General features: G+C 49.1%; 25 protein-coding genes. 6 read left to right on the plus strand and 19 right to left on the minus strand.

Going from position 1 to position 20,316, the window contains the following annotated elements:
* Position 1: 1 nt before the first annotated feature.
* The 8 genes from ACI3EW_RS16030 to ACI3EW_RS16065 all read right to left on the minus strand — a co-directional run bounded on the left by ACI3EW_RS16030 (position 2) and on the right by ACI3EW_RS16065 (position 7,372).
* Entirely contained in the window at positions 2–1,765 is a 1,764-nt protein-coding gene (locus ACI3EW_RS16030; protein ID WP_405578152.1) for a VirB4 family type IV secretion system protein, read from the minus strand.
* 83 nt (positions 1,766–1,848) lie between these two features.
* Positions 1,849–2,448 (minus strand): hypothetical protein, encoded by a 600-nt coding sequence (locus ACI3EW_RS16035; protein WP_002593804.1) that lies wholly within the window; start codon positions 2,446–2,448, stop codon positions 1,849–1,851.
* Complete coding sequence (locus ACI3EW_RS16040) at positions 2,445–2,705, minus strand: hypothetical protein (protein ID WP_038292378.1); 261 nt, start codon at positions 2,703–2,705, stop codon at positions 2,445–2,447. The genes ACI3EW_RS16035 and ACI3EW_RS16040 overlap by 4 nt, the downstream gene beginning before the upstream one ends.
* Positions 2,706–2,773: 68 nt before the next feature.
* A complete protein-coding gene (locus tag ACI3EW_RS16045) occupies positions 2,774–3,124 on the minus strand; it encodes a hypothetical protein (RefSeq protein WP_008400380.1) in 351 nt (116 codons plus the stop codon).
* A gap of 110 nt (positions 3,125–3,234) precedes the next feature.
* Positions 3,235–4,956, minus strand: coding sequence for a DNA cytosine methyltransferase (locus ACI3EW_RS16050; RefSeq protein ID WP_008400381.1), 1,722 nt, complete (start codon positions 4,954–4,956; stop codon positions 3,235–3,237).
* A complete protein-coding gene (locus ACI3EW_RS16055; protein WP_008400384.1) occupies positions 4,953–5,327 on the minus strand; it encodes a DUF7768 domain-containing protein in 375 nt (124 codons plus the stop codon). Before ACI3EW_RS16055 ends, ACI3EW_RS16050 begins: the two co-directional genes overlap by 4 nt.
* A 15-nt stretch (positions 5,328–5,342) precedes the next feature.
* Positions 5,343–6,245 (minus strand): conjugal transfer protein TrbL family protein, encoded by a 903-nt coding sequence (locus tag ACI3EW_RS16060; protein WP_008400385.1) that lies wholly within the window; start codon positions 6,243–6,245, stop codon positions 5,343–5,345.
* Positions 6,246–6,262: 17 nt separating this feature from the next.
* Entirely contained in the window at positions 6,263–7,372 is a 1,110-nt protein-coding gene (locus ACI3EW_RS16065; protein WP_485663238.1) for a hypothetical protein, read from the minus strand.
* A 333-nt stretch (positions 7,373–7,705) separates the two neighbouring features.
* Here ACI3EW_RS16065 and ACI3EW_RS16070 point away from each other — a divergent pair, with 333 nt between their 5' ends.
* The gene (locus ACI3EW_RS16070; RefSeq protein WP_227117340.1) at positions 7,706–9,007 is read left to right on the plus strand and encodes an IS110 family RNA-guided transposase; all 1,302 of its coding nucleotides are present in this window, start codon (positions 7,706–7,708) and stop codon (positions 9,005–9,007) included.
* A 103-nt stretch (positions 9,008–9,110) separates the two neighbouring features.
* Here ACI3EW_RS16070 and ACI3EW_RS16075 read toward each other — a convergent pair whose 3' ends face one another.
* From ACI3EW_RS16075 to ACI3EW_RS16110, 8 genes are all read right to left on the minus strand, one after another.
* On the minus strand, positions 9,111–10,478 hold the full coding sequence (locus ACI3EW_RS16075) for a DEAD/DEAH box helicase (RefSeq protein WP_405578451.1): 1,368 nt from the start codon (positions 10,476–10,478) through the stop codon (positions 9,111–9,113).
* 13 nt (positions 10,479–10,491) lie between these two features.
* Positions 10,492–10,734 (minus strand): hypothetical protein, encoded by a 243-nt coding sequence (locus ACI3EW_RS16080; RefSeq protein WP_118531308.1) that lies wholly within the window; start codon positions 10,732–10,734, stop codon positions 10,492–10,494.
* The gene (locus ACI3EW_RS16085) at positions 10,728–11,405 is read right to left on the minus strand and encodes a hypothetical protein (protein ID WP_405578454.1); all 678 of its coding nucleotides are present in this window, start codon (positions 11,403–11,405) and stop codon (positions 10,728–10,730) included. Before ACI3EW_RS16085 ends, ACI3EW_RS16080 begins: the two co-directional genes overlap by 7 nt.
* Positions 11,389–11,583 carry a hypothetical protein gene (locus ACI3EW_RS16090; RefSeq protein ID WP_405578457.1) on the minus strand — a complete coding sequence of 65 codons (195 nt, stop codon included), beginning with the start codon at positions 11,581–11,583 and terminating at the stop codon, positions 11,389–11,391. The genes ACI3EW_RS16085 and ACI3EW_RS16090 overlap by 17 nt, the downstream gene beginning before the upstream one ends.
* Entirely contained in the window at positions 11,580–11,945 is a 366-nt protein-coding gene (locus ACI3EW_RS16095) for a hypothetical protein (RefSeq protein ID WP_195566560.1), read from the minus strand. Before ACI3EW_RS16095 ends, ACI3EW_RS16090 begins: the two co-directional genes overlap by 4 nt.
* Before the next feature lie 9 nt (positions 11,946–11,954).
* Entirely contained in the window at positions 11,955–12,323 is a 369-nt protein-coding gene (locus ACI3EW_RS16100; protein WP_158421691.1) for a hypothetical protein, read from the minus strand.
* Positions 12,324–12,428: 105 nt separating this feature from the next.
* Positions 12,429–13,220 (minus strand): cell wall hydrolase, encoded by a 792-nt coding sequence (locus ACI3EW_RS16105; protein ID WP_405578461.1) that lies wholly within the window; start codon positions 13,218–13,220, stop codon positions 12,429–12,431.
* A gap of 442 nt (positions 13,221–13,662) precedes the next feature.
* Entirely contained in the window at positions 13,663–13,845 is a 183-nt protein-coding gene (locus tag ACI3EW_RS16110) for a hypothetical protein (protein WP_117689762.1), read from the minus strand.
* A gap of 158 nt (positions 13,846–14,003) precedes the next feature.
* Between ACI3EW_RS16110 and ACI3EW_RS16115 the strand changes: the two genes are divergently transcribed.
* The 3 genes from ACI3EW_RS16115 to ACI3EW_RS16125 all read left to right on the plus strand — a co-directional run bounded on the left by ACI3EW_RS16115 (position 14,004) and on the right by ACI3EW_RS16125 (position 16,710).
* Positions 14,004–14,525 (plus strand): helix-turn-helix transcriptional regulator, encoded by a 522-nt coding sequence (locus tag ACI3EW_RS16115; RefSeq protein ID WP_195566555.1) that lies wholly within the window; start codon positions 14,004–14,006, stop codon positions 14,523–14,525.
* Positions 14,526–14,527: 2 nt separating this feature from the next.
* Positions 14,528–15,001 carry a hypothetical protein gene (locus ACI3EW_RS16120; protein WP_405578465.1) on the plus strand — a complete coding sequence of 158 codons (474 nt, stop codon included), beginning with the start codon at positions 14,528–14,530 and terminating at the stop codon, positions 14,999–15,001.
* A 137-nt stretch (positions 15,002–15,138) separates the two neighbouring features.
* A complete protein-coding gene (locus ACI3EW_RS16125) occupies positions 15,139–16,710 on the plus strand; it encodes a recombinase family protein (RefSeq protein ID WP_485663239.1) in 1,572 nt (523 codons plus the stop codon).
* Here ACI3EW_RS16125 and ACI3EW_RS16130 read toward each other — a convergent pair.
* The 3 genes from ACI3EW_RS16130 to ACI3EW_RS16140 form a co-directional block, all read right to left on the minus strand.
* Positions 16,700–17,545, minus strand: coding sequence for a TadA family conjugal transfer-associated ATPase (locus ACI3EW_RS16130; protein ID WP_405578477.1), 846 nt, complete (start codon positions 17,543–17,545; stop codon positions 16,700–16,702). The two genes, ACI3EW_RS16125 and ACI3EW_RS16130, sit on opposite strands and share 11 nt — an antisense overlap.
* The gene (locus tag ACI3EW_RS16135; RefSeq protein WP_405578480.1) at positions 17,533–18,549 is read right to left on the minus strand and encodes a P-loop NTPase family protein; all 1,017 of its coding nucleotides are present in this window, start codon (positions 18,547–18,549) and stop codon (positions 17,533–17,535) included. Before ACI3EW_RS16135 ends, ACI3EW_RS16130 begins: the two co-directional genes overlap by 13 nt.
* Before the next feature lie 87 nt (positions 18,550–18,636).
* Positions 18,637–18,903: a hypothetical protein gene (locus tag ACI3EW_RS16140; protein WP_142410695.1), complete on the minus strand. Its 267-nt coding sequence runs from the start codon at positions 18,901–18,903 to the stop codon at positions 18,637–18,639.
* Between the two features lie 671 nt (positions 18,904–19,574).
* Here ACI3EW_RS16140 and ACI3EW_RS16145 point away from each other — a divergent pair.
* Complete coding sequence (locus ACI3EW_RS16145; protein ID WP_118297601.1) at positions 19,575–19,910, plus strand: ArsR/SmtB family transcription factor; 336 nt, start codon at positions 19,575–19,577, stop codon at positions 19,908–19,910.
* 174 nt (positions 19,911–20,084) lie between these two features.
* Positions 20,085–20,315 carry a YaaL family protein gene (locus ACI3EW_RS16150; protein ID WP_118297602.1) on the plus strand — a complete coding sequence of 77 codons (231 nt, stop codon included), beginning with the start codon at positions 20,085–20,087 and terminating at the stop codon, positions 20,313–20,315.
* Position 20,316 lies beyond the last annotated feature (1 nt).

A 20,316-nucleotide genomic window follows, 5' to 3' on the forward strand; every position in this document is an offset into this window, starting at 1 on the left:
TTTAGCGTCCTCCTGCCTTTCCGAACAGTCTGGCTTTGTGTTCCGGGGCATTTACCATTAAGTTATATCGCTCATTTCCACATTTATACAGGCAGACTCCCCGTTGTGGATACCGGATCAGGTTATACTCACTATCCTCCAGCTGCAGGGTATCCGTATAAAACTTGGCATCAATGCTCCCCGCATTGAACAGAAACTGATGCGTCGGGATGGAAAACAGCGGCTTGGTATACTCCCTCACGCCATCCAGATTAAAATCCTCTAGGTTCTGGCTGGCTATGATAACTGCAGAATCTTTTTTTCGCACACGCTTCATAAAATTTCTAACATACTCTACTGCAGTCAGGTTGGAAAGGAACAGATAAAACTCATCCAGACTGGCTGCCGTATTGCCTTGTGTCAAAAGAACATCGCTCATAAACGAAAGCACATTAAAAAGCAATGCATTTTTAAGGCTCCTGCTGGCCTGTAACAGTCCTTTTACCCCAAAGGTAATGAAGCCATCATCGGTGATATTGGTATGTCCATTAAAGAACTTGCTCTCAGCTCCCACACACATAGAATTCAGCCCAAGAAGAATACTCTGAATCATTTCTGCTGTATAAAGCTGTCTTCTGTTTTCGTCAAATCCCTGATATTCTTCCTCAATGAACGCATAAAGATCGGAGAGAACTGGGTAATCCTCCGCAGCCAGGCATTCAAAATCACTTTCGTCTGTAATCCCCCATCTGGTATATAACTTCTGCAGCATGATCTCAATCACATCGATTTCCCTGTCGGAAAAATCCTTGTAGCTTCGGAAAAAGTCCTTTAAGAAACTGATATGCTGGGATAATCTGGACCGGATGCGAAAGGTCTGAGGTGCATCCAGATCCTCCGGGCTTCCCGCTTCGTCCCAGGTTTTCGGTTCCAGAGGGTTGATAATGAACTCCCCACTCATTAAGTCGATAAAACACCCTCCCAGATTATTGGTCAGATCTTCATACTCCATTTCCGGATCCAGAGCGCAGATATGCATTCCGGACTCCCTTAAATTCGTCAGCAGCAATTTAAGCAGATAGCTTTTTCCCTGTCCGCTGTTTCCCAGAATCAGGATATTGGCATTCGTCTTATCATCTGCTCTCCGGTTAAAATCCACCAGTACATTACTCCCAAATTTATCTCTCCCAATATAGAACCCATGAGGATCCGTCTTTCCTGAATAGTTAAAGGGATACAGATTCGCCACACTGCTGGCCGGAAGCACTCTCTCAAACTGATCCTTAAACAGGTTATAACCGCTTGGCATTACACACCGGAACCCCTGTTGTTGACAGAGGATCAGTCGGTCTACATTCAATTTTGACCGGATCAGTTCCGTTAGTACTTCTGTTTGAAGAAGCTTCAAATGCTCCAGATCATGGGCACACAACTCCAGATATACTGCCGTATGGAGGAGGGGTTCTCGGTTACGGTGCATCTGGGCTACGATGGTAGTTACATCCTGTAAATTACTTTCAGCCAAAACAGTCTGCTGTAAATCACTGGTATTGCTCCGATCCATCCGGTTTTTGTTGGCTGCATTACTGATGATCTTCCGCTCCTCAACGGGTGTCACATGACGGGTATAGATCCGCAAGGTTACACCATCTTTCTCCCCTAAATGTGAAAGAATTGCCTGCTCTTCCGTAGCAGTCGGGTACTCCCGCAGTGCCCAGACACAACGATAGGTGTTACCGCAAATAAAATGATCTGTTTCAAATTTAATGACAGACGGGGCAATCATATCCAGAAATTCCTGGATACGCACATTATCTTCCCTGTCATCAACTGCTGTTCTTCCTTTTTTCAAGTCATCTCCTCCTCACTCTAAATCTCTGGTATGATCCACCGCTCCCCGTCAAAGTCTTCAAACTTCTCTGTGGTCACGTTCTGCTCATAGTAAACAGCCAGGATACGTTTGATATCCTCTTTATCTGCCCGTTTAACAGAAAAACTCTGTTCCTTCAGGGATTTTTCAATCCTGGAAAGGTACGGAAAAATATCCGATTCCTTTTCATCTTTTAACCGCAGCATAATCAGAAATTCACGGGCTGTCGCCATCTGCACCTGAATCCGGTCCAGATGGGTCTGATCCTGTTCCAAAAGACGGCGTATGACTGGATTCTCTTCCTGCTCCATCTGACTTTTCAGAAACCGCTTGTTGTCTTCAAAGCTTTCCCTGCTGTTTAGACACAGCATCTCAATCTCTGCCACTCCTTTTAGTACAGTCATAAGAGCATAGATTCTTGCCCCGACACTAGATTCGGACAAAACAGAAATATTCGTTGGTTTTACAATAAAATACACCAGCTCCCCCTGTCCGTAGGTCACCAGACTGTAGTCTGTAATCTCCTTTGCACCAATGAACTGCCGTGTGGAGAGGCGCTTCTCTGCCTCTTTTTTCGCTTTTCGTTTCTCCCTGCTCATTCATACCTCCACTCAAAAAATTGCTGACGCATAAAAAAATACGCACAGGCATACCGGATAAAATCCAGAATGCTGGTATCTTCAAAGCGGATCGTCAGAAATCCATATACCCCTGTCAGAACACAAGGGAACATAAATCCCGCCTGCGTAGCTGCTAAAATGGAGACCAATCCGCAAATACCAAGAATCCCAATGTCCCGAAGCTGCCATAACCAAAGTGTTGCTTTTGATTTCAAATGGTCCGGATAAATATACAACCGATCACCTCCAAATAATAACCGCCGGCATGATGAAGCTCTGCCGGCGGTATGTTCGATCCTTCCTCTTATTCAGTTTCCTCAAGTTCTGCCTTTCCCTCTGTCTCCTGCATCTCTCCAGATACTACATGTTCTTCCTGCGAAAGTACATCTTCAATCAGTCCGATCACAAATTCTTTCTGGCTCTGTCCTGTCTTTTTGAGGTATTTTTTTAACCTCTGAAAAAACTCCTCTGATACCTGAAATGCCAGTGTCCTGGTTCCGTTTGCCATCTCTCTTTCTCCCTTCTCAAAGTGGTCTTTTAGAATCCGTTCCATATACTCGTTCAGCTTGATTCCCCATTCTTCCTGTTCTTCCCGAACTTTCTTATGCAGGGATTCTGGAATCATGGCGCATAAATTTTTCTTACGCTCTTCCATTTGACTCTCCTTTCCTCGTTTTTACAAACCAAGTATATCCATAAAGAGATGAGATAGCTATGACGATACCCAACAAAGATTGCCTGAAAACGGAAGCAGAACTACCAATCTTATGGTTCTTTCTCCTCCTTCATCTTGCGCAAAAAATAAGCGATACCACGGAGAACAAAATCCACACACGGTATCGCTACGCTATTTCCAAGAGCTTTATAACGGGCACTGTCCGAGGCACCAGGGATATCTGTCCAGTGATCCGGAAAACCCTGCAACCGTTCACACTCCAAAGGCGTCAGTCTCCGGATCAGTTTCCGGTTCTCAACAATACATTTATCTTCGCTGACATATTGATTATTAATCCCCTTATGATCTGTATATCCAATGGTTCCTACCGTATTCTGATACGGCTCACACACCAGATCCGTAGCATCCTTATGCTGTCTGGCACTCTGAGTCGCTGTTACCCGATTTTGCAGAAATTCATCACTTCTCTGGCGGCTGAACACTGCATGACGGTCTGCGCTCGTAAGAGTATAGGATATATCCGGCTGGCATCCCAGACCATTTCCTCCATTTTGTACTTCCCGATCAATGATATTTCCGGCAATACAATAACTCTCCGGCATATCTGAAACCAGTGGGACATTGTTTCCTCCTGTTCCATACCGGGCTGACATGGTAGGGGCCACCTCATGCGGACCTGTATATCTGGCATCAATCCCGTGATTCTCAAACAGAATCTGGTAATTGTTCCCGCCGGTTTCTGCCTCCTCTGTAAGGGCTAGATCCGGAGTTTCCTCTGCCCCAGCACTCCCCTGCTGGATGCCCATCACCAAAGGCGGATGACCACTCATCCCTGCCCGCAGGGTTGCTGTTACATCGACCGAAACATCCATACGCTCTCCTCCTTGGTCATTGAGGCACAGACACTCTTCTTTTTCTGCACTTTCAAACTTCCTCATCCCCCCTGCCACAAAGGTCTGCATCTGCAAATTGGTCGTTGCCATCAAAGCTCCGGATATTCCATTAAGGTTGATTGTTTCTTCCCTCTGATCAATATGAACCGCAAAAATATCCACCTGTTTTTCCTCTGCTACTCTACTCCCGCCTGAATCCGCAGAGCTGTTTCCAGCTGCGGCGGTAACTCCTTTCCCCTGATCTTGGCCCTCCGCAGGATCCCCAGGCAGGCGTTCCTGCTCAAATAATATCTTTGGTGCGGTGAGTCCTCCAAAATCTGCGACAAGGAAGATTCTACGGCGGCGCTGGGCGACTCCCCAGTATTGAGCATCCAAGACTCTCCAAGCCAGGCTGAATTGATCTCCCAAAATGGCAGCCCCAGCAGATTCCCAGCGCCCGGTGTCAGGTCGAGGCACATGACAGGTACTGTCCTTGATATGGACAATCTCCTCGATGACCGCCCGGAAATCTTCTCCATTTGCGGAACTGAATGCTCCAGGGACATTTTCCCAAACGAGGTATCGAGGTCGAATAAAGTCATCTGATACCCCTCGTCTTTCATCCTCTGCTCTCATCTCCTTTACTATGCGTACCTGGTCCATAAACAGACCGGAGCGCTCCCCTGCCAATCCTTTCCGTAATCCGGCTACTGACAAATCCTGACAGGGGCTGCCTCCGCAGATTACATCCACAGGCGGCAATTTTGCTCCATCCAGTTTTGTAATGTCCCCTACATGGATCATATCTGGAAACCGGAGTTTGGTTACCCTCATGGGAAACGGTTCTATCTCACTGGCCCATACCGGTACACCTCCACAGTGAACTGCCGCCAAAGGGAATCCTCCAATCCCGTCAAACAGACTCCCCAGTGTCATCATCCGCCCATCTCCATTCCCTTTTGTATCGGTACTTCACATAGTTCCCATCCAATCTCCTGTTCGCTGACCCGTCTAAGCGGAATCTGAAGCTGCCTTGCTGCACGGATTTCCTGCTCCATTCCTGAAGACAGTTCACTTCCACACACCCAGACTTCCTCACACACCTTCAAAATCCGAAGCCCCATATCTGTTCCCAGCTTCCTCTCTTCTGGGACTCCATCATCCAGCATCTGCGGATATAACAGATGGGAGGCAATTGGCGTAACCCCCTGGTTCATGGCATAACGACAGGCTGCCTTTGCAAATGCTACATTCCGCTCAACATCTCCAGAATACGGAGATGCAATATACACCAGTTTGTTGTGTTCCATCCTTCACCGTCCTCTCTACTTAGAAACCACTTGCACAACCGTCCTTGTTAGGTTCATAGCTCCCTGCGCTGCATAGACTGCTCCCATCACATTTGCTTTGGTTCCCGTTTCCAACCCAAACTGCCCCGCAATCCGAGGAATCTCACCTGCCGATAACATAAGTCCCAGACCAAGCAGTGCCTGATCCTTAACGACCATCAGACCTGCGATCAGGACCGTCGCCTGTAAAAATGCGGTCAGGCACAGACCGATTACCTGCTTGCACCAGCCAACAAATCCATCAATATATCCCCTTGGCACACTGAATAAATAAAGGCTCCCTACTGCAATCTGGATCAGCAGGATCCCGCCCCGTTTTAAGTTCGCAAAGAACACTTTGATTACCGCATAACCCATGAGGATCAGGAGAAAAATCATAAAAATCGGGCTGCTGATACTTCCGATTCCACCAAAAACTCCAGATGTGGCAGCTTCTTGCCAGGTAGCAGCATCCTGAAGAGACTGCACAATCCCTGCCGCAACTGTCCCAATATCTTCTCCCAATCCTGTAATACCGGCTGTAAAACTCCCCTGAAGTGAAATACTGAGCTTATAAAGTTCCACTGGAACAGTCGTAAAAAGGCTGGCTGCCAGGAATCCTTTGATTACATTCAGGGCAGTATCGCGTATGCTTCCCCTGCCATTCTGATATTCAATTCCGCATTCAAAGGCTGCCACTACGATTCCCGTCACATAAAGTGCCCATGCCAGATAATAAAAAAGAAGCACAACAGACTGTACCCAGCTCATTTCAAACAGTTCAGCCCCCATGCTTCCCATCTGCATGAAAAAATCCCCCAGAAATCCAACAATCTGACCATACAGCCAGTCAATGATCTGTCCCAGAACCGTGTCTGCAACAAAATCCCAGATAAACAAGTTTTAACCACCTCCCCTTAACACATCTTCTGTCCCATTTGCATAGTTTCCTCCGGTTCCTGAAACACTTGCAGATAGGTTTTTATCGCTTCGCTGAGTACTTTATAATCCTCTTTTCCGGGCTGATATACATACCAGCCGATCTCCTTTCCATAGGACCAGATGTGGGGATTTACCCCGTCGCGAAAATTGGGATTAGTCGTTTTTTTCAGCCCCCACACATCTCCAAATTTCACAACCATGCTGTCGATCATTCCTTCATTCCGATTCAAAAGGGTCACTTTCAATCGGTCATAATGATCCGCAACCATGCCTGTCTGAAAGTTGATTTTGACACGGATCTGATCCGTCAGCCTTCCATAACAACAATTCCCGACAAACCTTGGTTCTGAAAAGTTCGCTCCCGTTCCAAATAATTTTTTAAGTTCTCTCTCAAAAAACGTCATGCTTTCCTCCTCCGACCTATGTGGGTTCTCACGTTCTTCCCCTTCTTTCTTTCCTGCCATTTTTCCTGGTTCCACCTTCTGGCAAACGCTTCCTGTCCATAATGCAACTGTTTCTCCCTCTCTTGTAAGCAGTTCATCCATCCTTCCAATCAGTCTTTCCATATGCGCCTGCCAGTGCTTCCAATCCCGTTCCTGAAACCAACCGCCCCACAAAACTCCCGACTTCTCCTGCTCTTTTGCACATTTACGGCTGTAAAAAAGAGTTTCCGACAGATATTCCCTTACCCACTGAAGGGATTCTTTTGATGCTGTAAAAGAAGACAGGGAGGAAAACTTTTTATCCCCCCTGATTCCATCCAGTGCAGAAAAATCCTTCTCCTGGAATTTTACAATTAGTTCTGCCACTGCCATTGGGCTTGTATGAGACACCCCTTCTGACACTTCCGGAGGGGCATTCCAAGAATCTGCCCTCAACCAGTCAATCATCTGCTGAAGCTTCACATCTCCTTGTTCCGGAAGATGGTTCCGTATAAGACCAATGGCATCCAGCCCAGTATCAGACTCAAACGCAGTAATTCCCCAACATCCCATGACATCCCTCCTCGTATAATAAGTTCGTAGGCAAGAAATATCGCTTATGAACTTATTCTTTTTATGGGTATAGATGGTAAGGACATCCAAGAGGAACTCCCCTCATCCTGAATCCCATCCATACGGTCAACAGTTACTTTTTATATGATTCATCCTGTGTTATGATATCAGGCAGAGTCTGATGTCCGAAGGCACTGCTTTTCCTCCTTTCAGCCGGCTTTGGCCGTGACTGCTTTTTTAGCATTCAGCCTGGCACATATGGCACATTCCGCTAACACAGAATTTTCGTCCCCCGCCGTAGCTCCAGCAAGAAAGGCTGGCCGGGTGCATGCTCATTGCGCGAGGCTTCGGTCACCATATGCAGCACAGGATAAACCTTTTACTTCAGGCTCCACAAATCCAGATCGGAAAGGATGTGATATCTTGTTAAAGATCAACTATATGTCCACCTTGTTTGTAGGTATTGATGTAAGCTCAAAATCCAATGCGGTCTATGCCATGGATTTTGAAGAAAACAAGTACATCTCATCCTCATTTGGCAACAATCAGCCCGGCGCTGATGAACTTGCCGATATGATCGCTAAATGCATGCAGAAACATAAAAACCTTGATACAATCATCGTTGCTTTAGAGTCTACCTCTGTTTACAGCGTCCATATCGCAAATTTTCTTTCTACATGTGAGACGCTTATGCCGTACAAGCCCTATGTTTTCTGTGTCAACCCCAAGGCTACATCCAATTACCGTAAATCCTATATCGGAATGGAAAAGACGGATCCTATCGATGCTTTTCTCATTGCTGACTTCGCAAGGGTCGGCAGGACGAAAAAGCTTGAGCCTTGGCGCGGCGGCCAGTTTATCGCCCTGAAGCGTCTTACCAGGCATCGCATGCACCTGTCAGAATGCATTACCAGGGAAAAGACCTACATGGTTTCAAACCTGTATCTGAAGTTCAGCGAACTGCAGCTTCTTGAGGGTGATAACAAGCCGTTCAGCAATATTTACGGCGCAACATCTTCTGCCATACTGACGGAGTTCCTGTCCCCCCAGGAGATCATCGACCTCTCAGAGGAAGAACTCCTTTCGTTCCTCGCTGAAAAAAGCAGGAACCGTATTTCTGACATATCCAGGACATCCGAGCTTTTGCGGAAAGCCGCAAGGGACTCGTACCGTTTGGATCAATGCATGTATGAACCACTGAATATTTCACTTGCAAGCTCATTTAACTGCATCCAGGCCTATCAAAAAGAAATAAAACTGATAGAGCAGGCAATTGAAAAGTGCATCAATGGGATGAACCCGAATGCGTTTCTTATCCTGAAGTCCATTCCCGGTATCGGACCGGTATGGGCCTCCGGCATGCTGTCCGAAATAGGCGACATAACTGCGTTCCACTCATCCGATGCACTTGCAAAGTATGCCGGTTTGTACTGGCTGAAAAACGATTCCGGCGATTTTATTTCCGAGGACAATCAAGTCTCAAAAGTCGGGAATCCGTATCTGCGCTATTATCTGGGAGAAGCGGCTAACAGCGTCAGGAAGCATGTGCCAGAATACACTGAGTATTATGCAAAAAAATATGCTGAAGTTACCAAGCATCAGCACAAAAGAGCACTCGCGCTTACATCTCGTAAACTTGTACGGCTTGTTTTTGGATTGCTGGTCAAAAACCAACTGTACACCGGCGAAAAGCTGGACACTCAATCAAATATCAACAAGAACTGATGTTCGCCTTTGGATTTTCCGCCGAAGGTCTATTAAAGTTACCCTTTTTCCTGAAAAATATATCAAAATCTTTTTTAAAAACTCTTGACATATCACCAGAATGCTATTCAAAATAAGCGCGCCAGTCATCCACGACCGTCTTGGCCATGTCTTCTTTTCTGGCCAGCGCCTTACCGATCATCTCATCCACGGTTCCTTCGGTCTCCAGGTCGATGTATGTGCAGGTGTTCCTCTGGCCGATTCGGTGGATCCTGGAGAGACTCTGTTCGTATGTGGCGTAGTTGAAGTTCTTCGAATAGTAGACGCATGTATCTGCAGCTGTCAGGGTAACTCCGACGCCGAGAGTGTCGATCTGGCCGACGATGATCACGGTGTCCGGATCTTCCTGAAACTGTTTGATGATCGGTCCACGGTCTTCTTTCTTAATCGCTCCGTAGATGGCCACCTGCTTCTTTCCTGTCTTCTGGAAGGTCTTATCTATCATCTTCATGATGGCGGTTACTTCCGGGATAAACCTTGCGAAGATCACCAGCTTCTTTCCTGCGCCTAGTACGTAGTCCTCGATGATATCCTGGAGCGCATCCAGCTTCGCTGTGTTGACGAGCTCCGGCTTGTCGCTGTCGTCTGTGACCAGGAATCCTCCGGCCAGCTGCTGCAGTCTCAGGAGCCTTGTCAGTACGGTTGTGGCCGTGATCTTGTCTCCGTTGGATAGTTCCGCATAGCTGCTTCGCTTGATCTGGTTATATAGGTCTTTTTCCTTTTTGCCGAGCTGGACCTTCCTCTTGATGAACGTCTGCTCTGGCAGGTCGATTGCTTCTTCCTTCGTGATTCTGAATGCGATCGAGTGCTCTTTTCGGATCAGACCGTCCAGGTCCTTGTACCCGACGATCTGCTTCCGGTTGAATCCTCCCATGATCGCGTACCGGTTTCTGAATTGATAGAAGTTCCGGCCGAAGATCGAGGCGTCCAGGAACCGGTACTGACTCCAGATGTCGATTGCATCATTCTGTACCGGTGTTCCGGAGAGGATGAGCTTGTACCTCGCCTGGTCTCCTAGCTTATGTATTGCTTTGCTCTGCTCTGCGTCGTGTGTCTTGATTCGCTGGCTCTCATCGCATATAATCAGGTCAGCGTCGTACTCCTGGAGCTTCTCAAACAGTCCATCTCTCCAGGTTGATTCGTAGTTGATCACGGCGACCTTGAGCGCTTTGAACGGGAACGCCTGCAGGTCTTCAATCATTCGGATCCTTTGTTGCTTCGTTCCCAGGAGCGCTTTGCAGGTCACTTTGAAGTCTGCGGCCTCTGCGATCTCTTTTGGCCAGACCGACACGACGGACGTTGGTGCGATTACCAGGACTCTCTGGATCGCGCCTTTTTCATATGCGGCTCCTGCGATGGCGATCGCAGTTCTGGTCTTGCCGCATCCCATTTCAAATAAAAGACCGAAGCCCTTATTTGTGTTGGCTGCCATTTACTTTCCTCCTTCACTTATTTGCTACCGGCTCCAGCTCCTGGAACTCGGCGCCATCCATCAGCTCTCTGTCTTTCAGGATGTCTTTTCCGCTTATGCTTCTGATTCCCTGGTATTCGTAGTCCTCATTCTGCCCGCGGTTGTATCGTTTGTTATATTCCGGATTCTGCAGCCGCTCGTATTTTCCACGCGTGGCCAGCGCTGTCCGGTTCAGCTTTTCTGCGATCAGCGTGAAATCGTAGCCTTCGTCTACCATGCGGCACAAGGTTTCCACCTCGTCCTCCGTCCATTTTCGGGGGGGCACCGCACGGGCTTCTTATTGATTCCAAGGTCTAGGATCCTGCGCTTGATGGCTCCTTCTGAATGTCTCAGCTCTGCTGCCAGGTCGCTGTATGTATATGTCCCTTTGCTGAGCAGGTACCGGAGCTTGTCGTCTTCCGTCTTCGTCCATGCTGCGTTGTGCTGGCCGTGAAGCTGCAGCTTTTTATAATCCGCCTTGCGCTTCACATCCACCCAGTCAGGTTCTGCTCCGAGACCGTATTTCTCGAACCGGGAGAAGTCCAGGATGCTCTTGTTATCCTCGGCCCATTTCCAGAATGCATCGATGTCGATCACCCTGAACCGGTTCTTTTTCACTACGTGCCATTTGACCGGCAGTCCGTACCGGATCAGCCTGTCGCTGGTGTAACCGAGCATGTTCTTTTCGTAGATTGCAAGCATGAGCTGGTTCAGGGATATCCTTGTGTCTCCGGCCAGGTGCGCGCCGCATCCGAGCCGCTGCGCTCTGACGATGATTGCATTCTCCGATCGACCGAGAGCCTTGGACAGTCCTTTGATGGAGACCGTGCCCCATTTATCCTGCAGGTAGGCTTCCTCTTTCTCGGTCCACTGCTTCTTTTTCCTGGGTGCATCAACGAGTTTTCTCATAGTCCAGGCACCTCGATTCTTTGAACGCGCGCGCCATCATCTGAGCTGTTTCGCCTTCGTAATTGCCGCACATTCCTTCGTTATCAATATCCGCATAGACTCTCCTGAAGAAGTCATCAAATCTATTGTTTACGTAGTCTTTTGCGAATTCCTTTGGAATCTCTAACTGTATGATCATCGTCTCCTGCCTCCCTTCGTGCTCATATGCGGGTAGTCGCGGTCTGTGTACGCTTCTCTGTCCCAGGAGAGCTTCTTTCCGCACCAGTGACAGTGCGTGTGGCCGACCTGTGTTCTCTTGCCGCAAAGCGGGCAGGTATAAAGCCCTGCTGCACGTCTGACCGCCATTGCTGGCTGTTCGTACTTCTGACTCATCTCTGATGCCTGAGCTGTTGCTTTGCTGTAGTCTGCGACGATGTCCGCTGCTTCTGTCAGCGCATCCAGGTCGTCGTTCCATGACTCTCCACCATATTCATTCCTGGCGATCTCTTTGATTTTGCTCTTGGTGATCTCCAGCTGTTCGATGATTTCATCGTATGTCATAGTTGCCTCCTATTCTGATTTCAGTACCTCTTTGGGATCTGCGAGACCGAACGTCAGGAGCGCCATGTTGGCTGCTCTCACCTGGTGTTCGTAAAGGCTGCCCTGCACCGGGTATTTGACCAGGGCCTCCGGTTCCTTCTCGACTCGCATCTTATCTACGGCTCGCTGTGTTTCATCCAATCGCTGCCGGTAGCTTTCTATGGCCGGTGGCAGTCTCACGATTTTGGAGAGTTTGTCCAGCAGTTCCTTGCTGCAGTCTCCGATCATCATGTTTTTGCGCCGGTCGTACTTCATTGAGTTCCAGGACTTTATGATTGCCATCTGTGTATTGTCCACCTCGATCAGCATGATCTTTCCGTCCTTCATTGCCATTTTCAATCTTCGTTACCTCTTTTCTGCTTCCGATCTGAGCCAGGCACGCACTTGTGAAGCGCTGCTGGTACCCATCCGTCAGCTTGACTTCCATTCTGATTCCCATTGTCCTCACTCTTTCTCCGTGTAGAAGGTGTGCGCTCCGTGTGTGAATAACTTCTGCAGGTTCCTGCTATGCCAGGTGCTTTCGTCGCTGGCCTTTTCAAAGTAGAGAGCTCCCTGGCTTTCATCCCAGTGCTCTACTGTGATCAGCTCCATTGCCTTCATGCAGTCGGCATCCGGCTCCACCTTGTCATATCTGCCATTGCTCACCGGTGTAAATGCTCCGTCCTGCATGATCACTTCTTCGATCGTGTCCGGGAACCTTGCATCCCATACTCGATTCAGAACCACCAGCATGACCAGTGCCTTGCCTTCGGTGTCCTCTGATTCAGCTTCAGCCATTGCGATCTTCTCTAACAGGTAGGCGTCGTTTGCATCAAAGTCCATGCTATGTATCAGCCCTGTCCGCGTTTGCTCCTGGTAGAGCTTCCATTCTGCTTCCTGGTCCTTCTGGTACTGTTCCTGGTAGTCTCTGATCATCTGAGCTTCCTTCTCTGCTTCCTCACGCTCCCGCTGATGGTATGCATCTCTTTCTCGGCTCATCTGTTCGTATTCTTCCTGGGTGTACCATTGACCGTTCTCTGCCTGGAATCGGTAGGGCTCATAGTCGTCTGGATCCGGGAGTGGAGCTGCTATGCACCAAGCTCCCATGCCTGCGATAAGTACTCCGATGCAGATTCCTGGCACTGCCTTATTCAATCTTCGGATGATTCGTTTCCGGCGTCTTCCTCTCTTTATTGTTTCATCGATCTTAGCTCTCATTACTTTCCGGTGTTCATCCTCTGTCTGATACCTCTGCATCTTACTCACTTCCTTCTTATAAATTCTTTAATTTAGTAGTTGACTTCCGGAGCTGTTTATATTGCTCTCTAGGCTTGGCTGGGCCCGGCAGTCTGTGACAGGTTCTCCATAGGGTTGAAGAAGAACCTGTCCGCTGTTTGCTCCCTGAGTATTGTGTGGGGTAGCCGTATAGCTGTTGCCTGCAGTGCGGTCTGTTTCATCGCCGCCATCCGGGTGTATTACGCACCCACCAGTCCATGCTCCGGATGTTCTCTCTCCTGGTGTTCTCATCTGCCTCCTAGCCGCCATTGTTTTACTTGGGCTCACGCTATCTCTCCCAATTACGACGGTTGGCCGCAGGCTCCGGTTATCCGCCGAGCGGATTTATTGCATCGGCTCCGCCAGACCAGACAGTTTTTATTGAGGTGTCATGCTTCCTCTTGCTTCTTATTCAGTTGTGTGTTTATGCCAGCGCTGCTGCTTTGGCTGTATCGTCAATGGCTTTCTGTGCTTCCATTCCGGCCATGAATGAGTTTGTCATCATTATGACGAGGGTTCTCTTTTCCTCCGGAACGTTCGCGAGGGTTGCTGCCATCTTCTCAGCGTCGCTGAGCTGCTCGGCTGTGTATCTCTTAGCTTTTGCCATGGTGTTTCCTCCTTCCGTTTGGTGCTCTATTTTTGTGCTTCTGGGACTATTATACGTCCTATCCGCACAATCGTCAAGCATTTTTTGTTGACTGTGTGACTTTTTGTTGACGAACGCACTTTTTTGCTGTATAATCATTCATGAAAGGTGGTGAAATCGTGAAAGACCGAATTAGAAAAATCCGGCGCGATCTTGATTTGACTCAGCAGGAGTTTGCTGATCGTATCGGAATAAAAAGAAATACTATCGCTAATTACGAAACTGGAAGAAATGAACCGATCGATTCTGTGGTCTCTCTTATCTGTAGGGAGTTCGGTGTGAACGAAGAATGGCTCCGTGATGGAACCGGTGAGATGTTTGCTCCGGATGCCAGCGATGAATTGGAGGCTCTGGTTAAAAGGTACGATCTTTCCAATGCCGACCAGGTTCTGATTGAAAAATACATAAACCTGAAGGCTGGCTCGCGCGAGACGATTATCGACTTCATTACTGATGTCGTGGCTGCTCTTGAAGACCTGGATCCGAATGCGAAGGCTTTTCCTTCGGGTTCTGCTTCGGAGTTGGATATCGATGCGGAAGTGGAGGCATACCGGCAGCAGCTTGAGCTCCAGAAAAAAGCGGCGGCAGGATCATCTCTCTCGAATGGTGGAAACGGAGGAGCAAATAAAAAGGAGGCGTAGTCGTGGAATTTTTTGATAGAATTGTTCCGCGGCGGCCTGTATCCGTACTGCCTGACGATCGCATTCTTCGGTATAAGATTACCGGAATAAACCCAGGGACCAGGAGAAAAAACACCAGGCGTGTTCTCTGCGGTTCCTGGGAGGCGATCTCTGACGTGGAGGCACGTACTGGTCTGCTCCCTCCATTTACTTGCGAGTTGGAAATGCCAGAAGTTACGGAGGCTCAGCTTGAGCTTATGAAAAAGTTAGGAGTTCCGATGCTTGATGGGATGTATCGCGCTGATGCGTCAGCTCTGATCCAGCACGCCCTTGACGAAAAGCCGCTATTTCCAGATCGGGGCCTGCCGCGGCCAATACTTCAATTTTTAATTGACCACAAATTGCTTTTGTCTTCCTGGTTGTCTGTTTCAGATCTGGAGGATGAATTCGTGGAGACTCTCCCCGGATTGCGTGCGTTAATTAAGAAATGTAAATAAAAAAATCGCCCAGTGCTGCGAACACCAGGCGACCTGTTCTTCCTTGCGGAAGCTGTAAACTCTACGAATAAATTTTACAGCGTTTCCGATAAATCCGCAAGGGTTTATTTTTTATACTCTTTTTTGGAGGTGGGACGATGAGGTTCTTTTCCTACGGACGAAAATCCGTATTTTCTGATAAATCAGATTCAATCGATAATCAGTTCCGGATGAACCGGGAATACTGCGAGTCGAAGTTTTCCGGCCAGGTGGATTCCTGGCAGCAGTTCTCTGATGAAGACTTCACTGGTGCGAATACGTCCCGGCCGGATCTGCAGCGTATGCTGTCTTTTATAAAGGGTGGCTTCTGTGATGTCCTGGTAGTCTATCAGCTGGATCGTCTTTCCAGGGACGTCCGGGACTTTGCGAATATCTACGCGCTCCTGGAGGAGCATGGCGTGATGTTCATTTCCATAAAAGAAAATATCGACACCACGACGCCGATCGGGCGCGCCATGATGTATGTCACGGTGGTCTTTGCTCAAATGGAACGTGAAACCATCGCGGCCCGTGTTACGGATAATATGCTGGGCCTTGCTAAAAAGGGATACTGGACCGGCGGCAATCCTCCGGTTGGTTACGTCAGGAAGCATATTGTTGTGAATGGGAAGAAGCACTGCTCCATTGAGGTGGATCCGGACGGGGCTCGCTACGTGACGCAGATCTTCGATACCTTCCTGGCTTATAACTGCAGCCTGCAGGGGATGGAGACGCGATTCAAAAACCAGGGCATCCGGACGCAAAACGGGAAGTTCTTCTCGACCGCTCAGCTGCATAAAATGCTGACCATGCCATATTGCGTCGAGGCGACTCCGGAAGTGTACGACTTCTATGCCGCGAAGGGCTGCATCATGGATCCTGGTTCCCCGCGTGAAATGTGGGACGGATCCGCCGGTGTGATCATCTACGGCCGGTCGACCGAGAAAAACAAAAAGCACCAGCTGCAGCCGCCGGAAAAGTGGACCGTGTGTCTTGGAAAGCACAAGCCCTTCATGCCAGCCGAGAAATGGCTCGCGGTGCAGTCCCGGTTTACTCAGAACAAATGCATCAAGGATGCAAAGTGGCCGGTGCCTCTTTTGAAGGGCGTGCTCCGGTGCAAGTGCGGAAATCTGATGCAGGTCTCCAGAAAGAAAAAGGTCGACGGTACCTGTTCTTCCTGGTACTACTGCAGGAAGCGAATGAGGCAGGGTGTGGATGCCTGCGACATGGGGCAGATCAAATGCGATCTGCTGGACGAGGAAGTCCTGGAGCTATTCCGTGGCATCACTGCGGATCCTGCCCTGATTCAGAAATTCGTCAAAGCGGAAGCTCCGGCCGATGTTACTGATCTGAAGGCTGCGCAGGCTCGCGTGTCTGCCTGTGAGCGCAAGATCGGCCGCCTGGCTGCATCGTTAGCTCTGGCCGAAGATTCCGCTGCATCAAAGTATATCATCGCGGAAATGGAACGCTTGGACGTTGAGCTGGGTGCTCTGAAGCGTGAAGCCTCGCTGGCCGAGATGGAAAGCCACCGGGCTGCTGCCAGTGCGAAGGATGCCAAGGCCACGGCTGCGGAAATCGCAAAGCTGATTCATGGCTTGGATGGCTTCGACGACAAAGAAAAAAACGCGATCGCTCGCGCTGTGATTCAGGAGTGTACTTGGGACGGGGAGCGGCTTTTTATTACGCTCTAAGTCTCACTATTTCATAATGGTGGGGTTCCGGCCGCATGCGGAGCGCCGCCCGGATCAGCTCCCCGATCCCGATGGCCCCGGCTCCTTCCGCATTCGCGTCCCTCGTCTCTAACCTTACCAGGTTCTCGATATGGCTTAACTGCAGTTCCGCCGCGTCCTCGATCGTGATCACCCGCTCACCGGATGGGATAAACTCTGAGAGTGCATTTAAGAGTGTCGTTTTTCCCGCTCCAGTGCCGCCGCTGACAAAGATGTTGTAGCGCGCCGCAACAAGCGTCTTCAAGAGATCCGCTGCCTCCTTTGAGATGCTTCCGTATTCCATGAGCCGTTCCATCGTCACCGGCTCCGGAAATTTCCGGATCGTCAAGATCGGTCCGTTTAATGCGATCGGTTCGAGGACCACATGGACTCTCGATCCGTCTGACAATCTGGCATTTGCAAGCGGCGTTGATGTATTGACGATCCTGTTCACACTGCTGACGATCTGCTGGATCAGATCTTCCAGCTGCTCCCTGGATTCGAAAGACTTTTCCCACCGCCCGATCTTTCCCCCTGTCTCTACGAATACCTGGTCCGGACCATTTACCATGATCTCTGTCACCCGCGGATCATCCACCAGCTCCTGTAGGATATCAAGACGCCGGAAAGAGTCAAATAACTCCCTGTGGAGTTTCAGCCGTTCCCCCAGAGTCAGCGGGAATTCTCCCGGCTGCTCCTCCAGACAGGCATCCATCTTCCGGTCGATGAGGTCCGCGATCTCTTCATCCGACATCTGCCGCTCATATGTCATCTCCGCCAGGATCTGTTCCCGCAGGATCTTCTTTAATTGTCCCATAAGTTCCTCTGTCCTTTCAGCAGACTCCTGACAAAATCTCCCATATCTCCCCACAGAAGCTCCTGTGGAAAATGTTCCATCCTTCTCCCTCCGGTCACCATCGGCACATGGATCTTCTGGATCTTTTCTGCGACAGCGTTATTTCCCGTTGTCTCCAGATACTCCTCAAATTCACGCATTTTTTCCGCAGAAAACGGATCTTCTCTAATCGGTGCGTAAACGACCTGACATTTTTCCAGCAGCGGCAGGGCATCCCGCCCGTAATCCCCGATATCGAGGACAAGTGTCGTATAATTTCCTTCCTGAAGGATCCGTTCCATGAGATCCGCCATCTCCTGCGCGGTAAGCTGTGCATAATCCTGAGGGATCCGGATCGGCGGGATCCATGCCATATCTCCCAGATAGTAGACAAGTGAGTTCAGCCGTACTATATGAAACCGTTCCTGCTTATAGTAGTAGATAAGGTCCGAGAGATCCCGTTTCCAGCGCTCATTTAACAGACCGGTAAAACCGGTAAAAGTATCCAGCGTCACAAACAGCACCTTTTCCTCTTTTGCCAGGATCTGACCGATCGCCAGCGCCAGACAGGTCTTTCCGCATCTTCCGACCGGCGAATAGACGCCTATGATCCGTCTGGACTGATCCACGCTTCCTGCGGTATTCGGGCGGATCCCCGGGATCTCACTGTAGACCGCCATCACCTCCCGGATAATATCGTCCCCGGACTGGAACTTATAGATTTCTTTCCCTGATTCCATCTGCCGTTCTGTTTCCTCCGACATATAGATCTTCTGTCCGGACGGAATTTCGGAGATATCCCCGGAATCCGTCCGCTCCCCGGAAAGCAGGACATCGATCTCATGTTTCGCGGCATATTCCGCCAGCTTTTCTTTCGAGGTAAACGCCTGTGCAGTGAATACTCCCCGCTCTTTTCTGTTAACATAATCCGACAATCGTTCCGCGTATCTCGTATCCGCGTCATAAACCGCCATCATCTTTTTCATACTTTTTCCCTTTCCCCTGCCGGAGCAGACCCGGCATATGATCGACAGGACTGGTTTCCCAGCCTTCAAGACTCGCGGTCCTGCCTGCTATCGGATCAGCAGAAACAGACAGTAGCCCGCGAACAGATACGGCCCCAGCCGCATAAGACTTTCCTTTTCAAAATATCCCGGATATTCCGTGATCTTTCCATTGATCCCGGACTCCACCGCAAACCGCGCGATCCTCTCTAACCGCAGCCAGACGGTTCCCTGTCTTGTCATCCTGCAGGCTGCAGATACAGCCGCGATCACAAATCCAAGACCTAAGATAAAGATCCCGTCCCAGAGTCCTGAAAATCCGACAATCAGCCCCATAAGCTTGATATCTCCCGCGCCGATCATCCGGCAGAGAAAAAAGAGATAAAACACAGCGCATGTCCCGGCAAACCGCAGAACAAAGACTCCCGCGGGAATGAGCACAGAGTTTATCTGTGTCTGTCCGTCCACTCTGTTGCCCATGCAGGCCGACACGATCCCGGCTGCGATCCCCAAAAAGATCTGGACGTGAAAGATCTTTCCATACCTTCAGTCCGTCACGGCCGCAGACAGTAAAATCGTAAATAATATCATGACGGGATCATCTCCTTTCTCAAAAAGGTGAAGAATTCCCAGTACTTTTTCCATATAGATCCTTTGTGAAAATATCTTCACTGATGCCAGACTGGCGGTACTGGTCTTCGTAACATAAAAAGAATTTCATGCCCTGAAAACGGGCATCCGGCGAAGCTACCGGTCATACATCTGCTATTTAGAAATGAAGAACTCATCTCTGAATGTGCCACTATTATCTCTGAATTTTGAGCGAAAGTCAATTTCGTTTTCGTAAAATCAAGGTGCCGTTTTTCGTCAATTTTCACCAAAAAATATTATGTCATCTTTCATTTTCCAGAAATGTTGAACAATTCATTGACGTGATTCATGAAAAATGGTAAAATGCAATTAAGTTTAAATTTTTAAACCAAAACCTTCAGGAAAGGAGAGAATTCATGACCTCAGACAATCTTCTGGGCGATATCTTCGAAGAGTGCATTCCTTTATTCATCGCGCTCGGAGACCGGACAAGACTCACGATCCTGCAGTGTCTCTTTGAGACGCAGACCACCGGCGAAAGCCGGATCCCCGGTTTGAACGTCAATGAGATCACAGACCGGACAAGTCTCTCCCGTCCGGCTGTCTCTCATCATTTAAAGATCTTAAAAGATACCGGCCTGATCGATGTTTTAAAAAAAGGCGTCTGCAATTACTACTATCTTACAAACAAAAGCGCCATCGATAAGCTCGGCCGCTTAAAGGAAGAGCTTGAAAAATATCCTGAATCCTGAATATTCCGGATGAATGGATCTCATACTACCAATTACAGGAACCACAGATCTTTCCGCGGACAGGCACGCCGTGCGGCAAACCGGTCTGCAGACAGGATCTGACAAAACAGGGGCGCAGCTGCCCGGATCTGGCAGCGATACGCGCCGGAAATAAAGGAATTGGAGTATGATACGATGTTTTTCTCTAAAAAATCAGCTTCCCAACAGGCATTCAGCCGGGAGACAAATGAACTGAAGCGCCAGATCGAACTCAGCAAAACGGCGATCCTATCCGCCCAGAACCAGTTCGAACAGGTCGTTGACCCGACTCTGGTCGACTGTTACATCTATGAGCTAAACGCTGCGCAGCTCCGGTATCAGTTTCTTCTCCGACGCCTGAAAAAACGGGAGCTTCAGGAGGTCTGAT

This window comes from Pilosibacter rotomagensis (genome assembly GCF_045062245.2).
GTDB lineage: Bacteria > Bacillota > Clostridia > Lachnospirales > Lachnospiraceae > Pilosibacter.

What these genes read in the sequence shown, in the direction of transcription:
- ACI3EW_RS16030 (WP_405578152.1), bottom strand. Translation starts at nt 1,765, where the DNA reads ATGATTGCCCCGTCTGTCATTAAATTTGAAACAGATCATTTTATTTGC.
- ACI3EW_RS16035 (WP_002593804.1), bottom strand. Translation starts at nt 2,448, where the DNA reads ATGAGCAGGGAGAAACGAAAAGCGAAAAAAGAGGCAGAGAAGCGCCTC.
- ACI3EW_RS16045 (WP_008400380.1), bottom strand. Translation starts at nt 3,124, where the DNA reads ATGGAAGAGCGTAAGAAAAATTTATGCGCCATGATTCCAGAATCCCTG.
- ACI3EW_RS16050 (WP_008400381.1), bottom strand. Translation starts at nt 4,956, where the DNA reads ATGATGACACTGGGGAGTCTGTTTGACGGGATTGGAGGATTCCCTTTG.
- ACI3EW_RS16055 (WP_008400384.1), bottom strand. Translation starts at nt 5,327, where the DNA reads ATGGAACACAACAAACTGGTGTATATTGCATCTCCGTATTCTGGAGAT.
- ACI3EW_RS16075 (WP_405578451.1), bottom strand. Translation starts at nt 10,478, where the DNA reads ATGGCAGCCAACACAAATAAGGGCTTCGGTCTTTTATTTGAAATGGGA.
- ACI3EW_RS16080 (WP_118531308.1), bottom strand. Translation starts at nt 10,734, where the DNA reads ATGGTAGACGAAGGCTACGATTTCACGCTGATCGCAGAAAAGCTGAAC.
- ACI3EW_RS16085 (WP_405578454.1), bottom strand. Translation starts at nt 11,405, where the DNA reads ATGAGAAAACTCGTTGATGCACCCAGGAAAAAGAAGCAGTGGACCGAG.
- ACI3EW_RS16090 (WP_405578457.1), bottom strand. Translation starts at nt 11,583, where the DNA reads ATGATCATACAGTTAGAGATTCCAAAGGAATTCGCAAAAGACTACGTA.
- ACI3EW_RS16095 (WP_195566560.1), bottom strand. Translation starts at nt 11,945, where the DNA reads ATGACATACGATGAAATCATCGAACAGCTGGAGATCACCAAGAGCAAA.
- ACI3EW_RS16105 (WP_405578461.1), bottom strand. Translation starts at nt 13,220, where the DNA reads ATGCAGAGGTATCAGACAGAGGATGAACACCGGAAAGTAATGAGAGCT.
- ACI3EW_RS16110 (WP_117689762.1), bottom strand. Translation starts at nt 13,845, where the DNA reads ATGGCAAAAGCTAAGAGATACACAGCCGAGCAGCTCAGCGACGCTGAG.
- ACI3EW_RS16125 (WP_485663239.1), top strand. Translation starts at nt 15,139, where the DNA reads ATGAGGTTCTTTTCCTACGGACGAAAATCCGTATTTTCTGATAAATCA.
- ACI3EW_RS16130 (WP_405578477.1), bottom strand. Translation starts at nt 17,545, where the DNA reads ATGGGACAATTAAAGAAGATCCTGCGGGAACAGATCCTGGCGGAGATG.
- ACI3EW_RS16135 (WP_405578480.1), bottom strand. Translation starts at nt 18,549, where the DNA reads ATGAAAAAGATGATGGCGGTTTATGACGCGGATACGAGATACGCGGAA.
- ACI3EW_RS16140 (WP_142410695.1), bottom strand. Translation starts at nt 18,903, where the DNA reads ATGGGGCTGATTGTCGGATTTTCAGGACTCTGGGACGGGATCTTTATC.
- ACI3EW_RS16145 (WP_118297601.1), top strand. Translation starts at nt 19,575, where the DNA reads ATGACCTCAGACAATCTTCTGGGCGATATCTTCGAAGAGTGCATTCCT.
- ACI3EW_RS16150 (WP_118297602.1), top strand. Translation starts at nt 20,085, where the DNA reads ATGTTTTTCTCTAAAAAATCAGCTTCCCAACAGGCATTCAGCCGGGAG.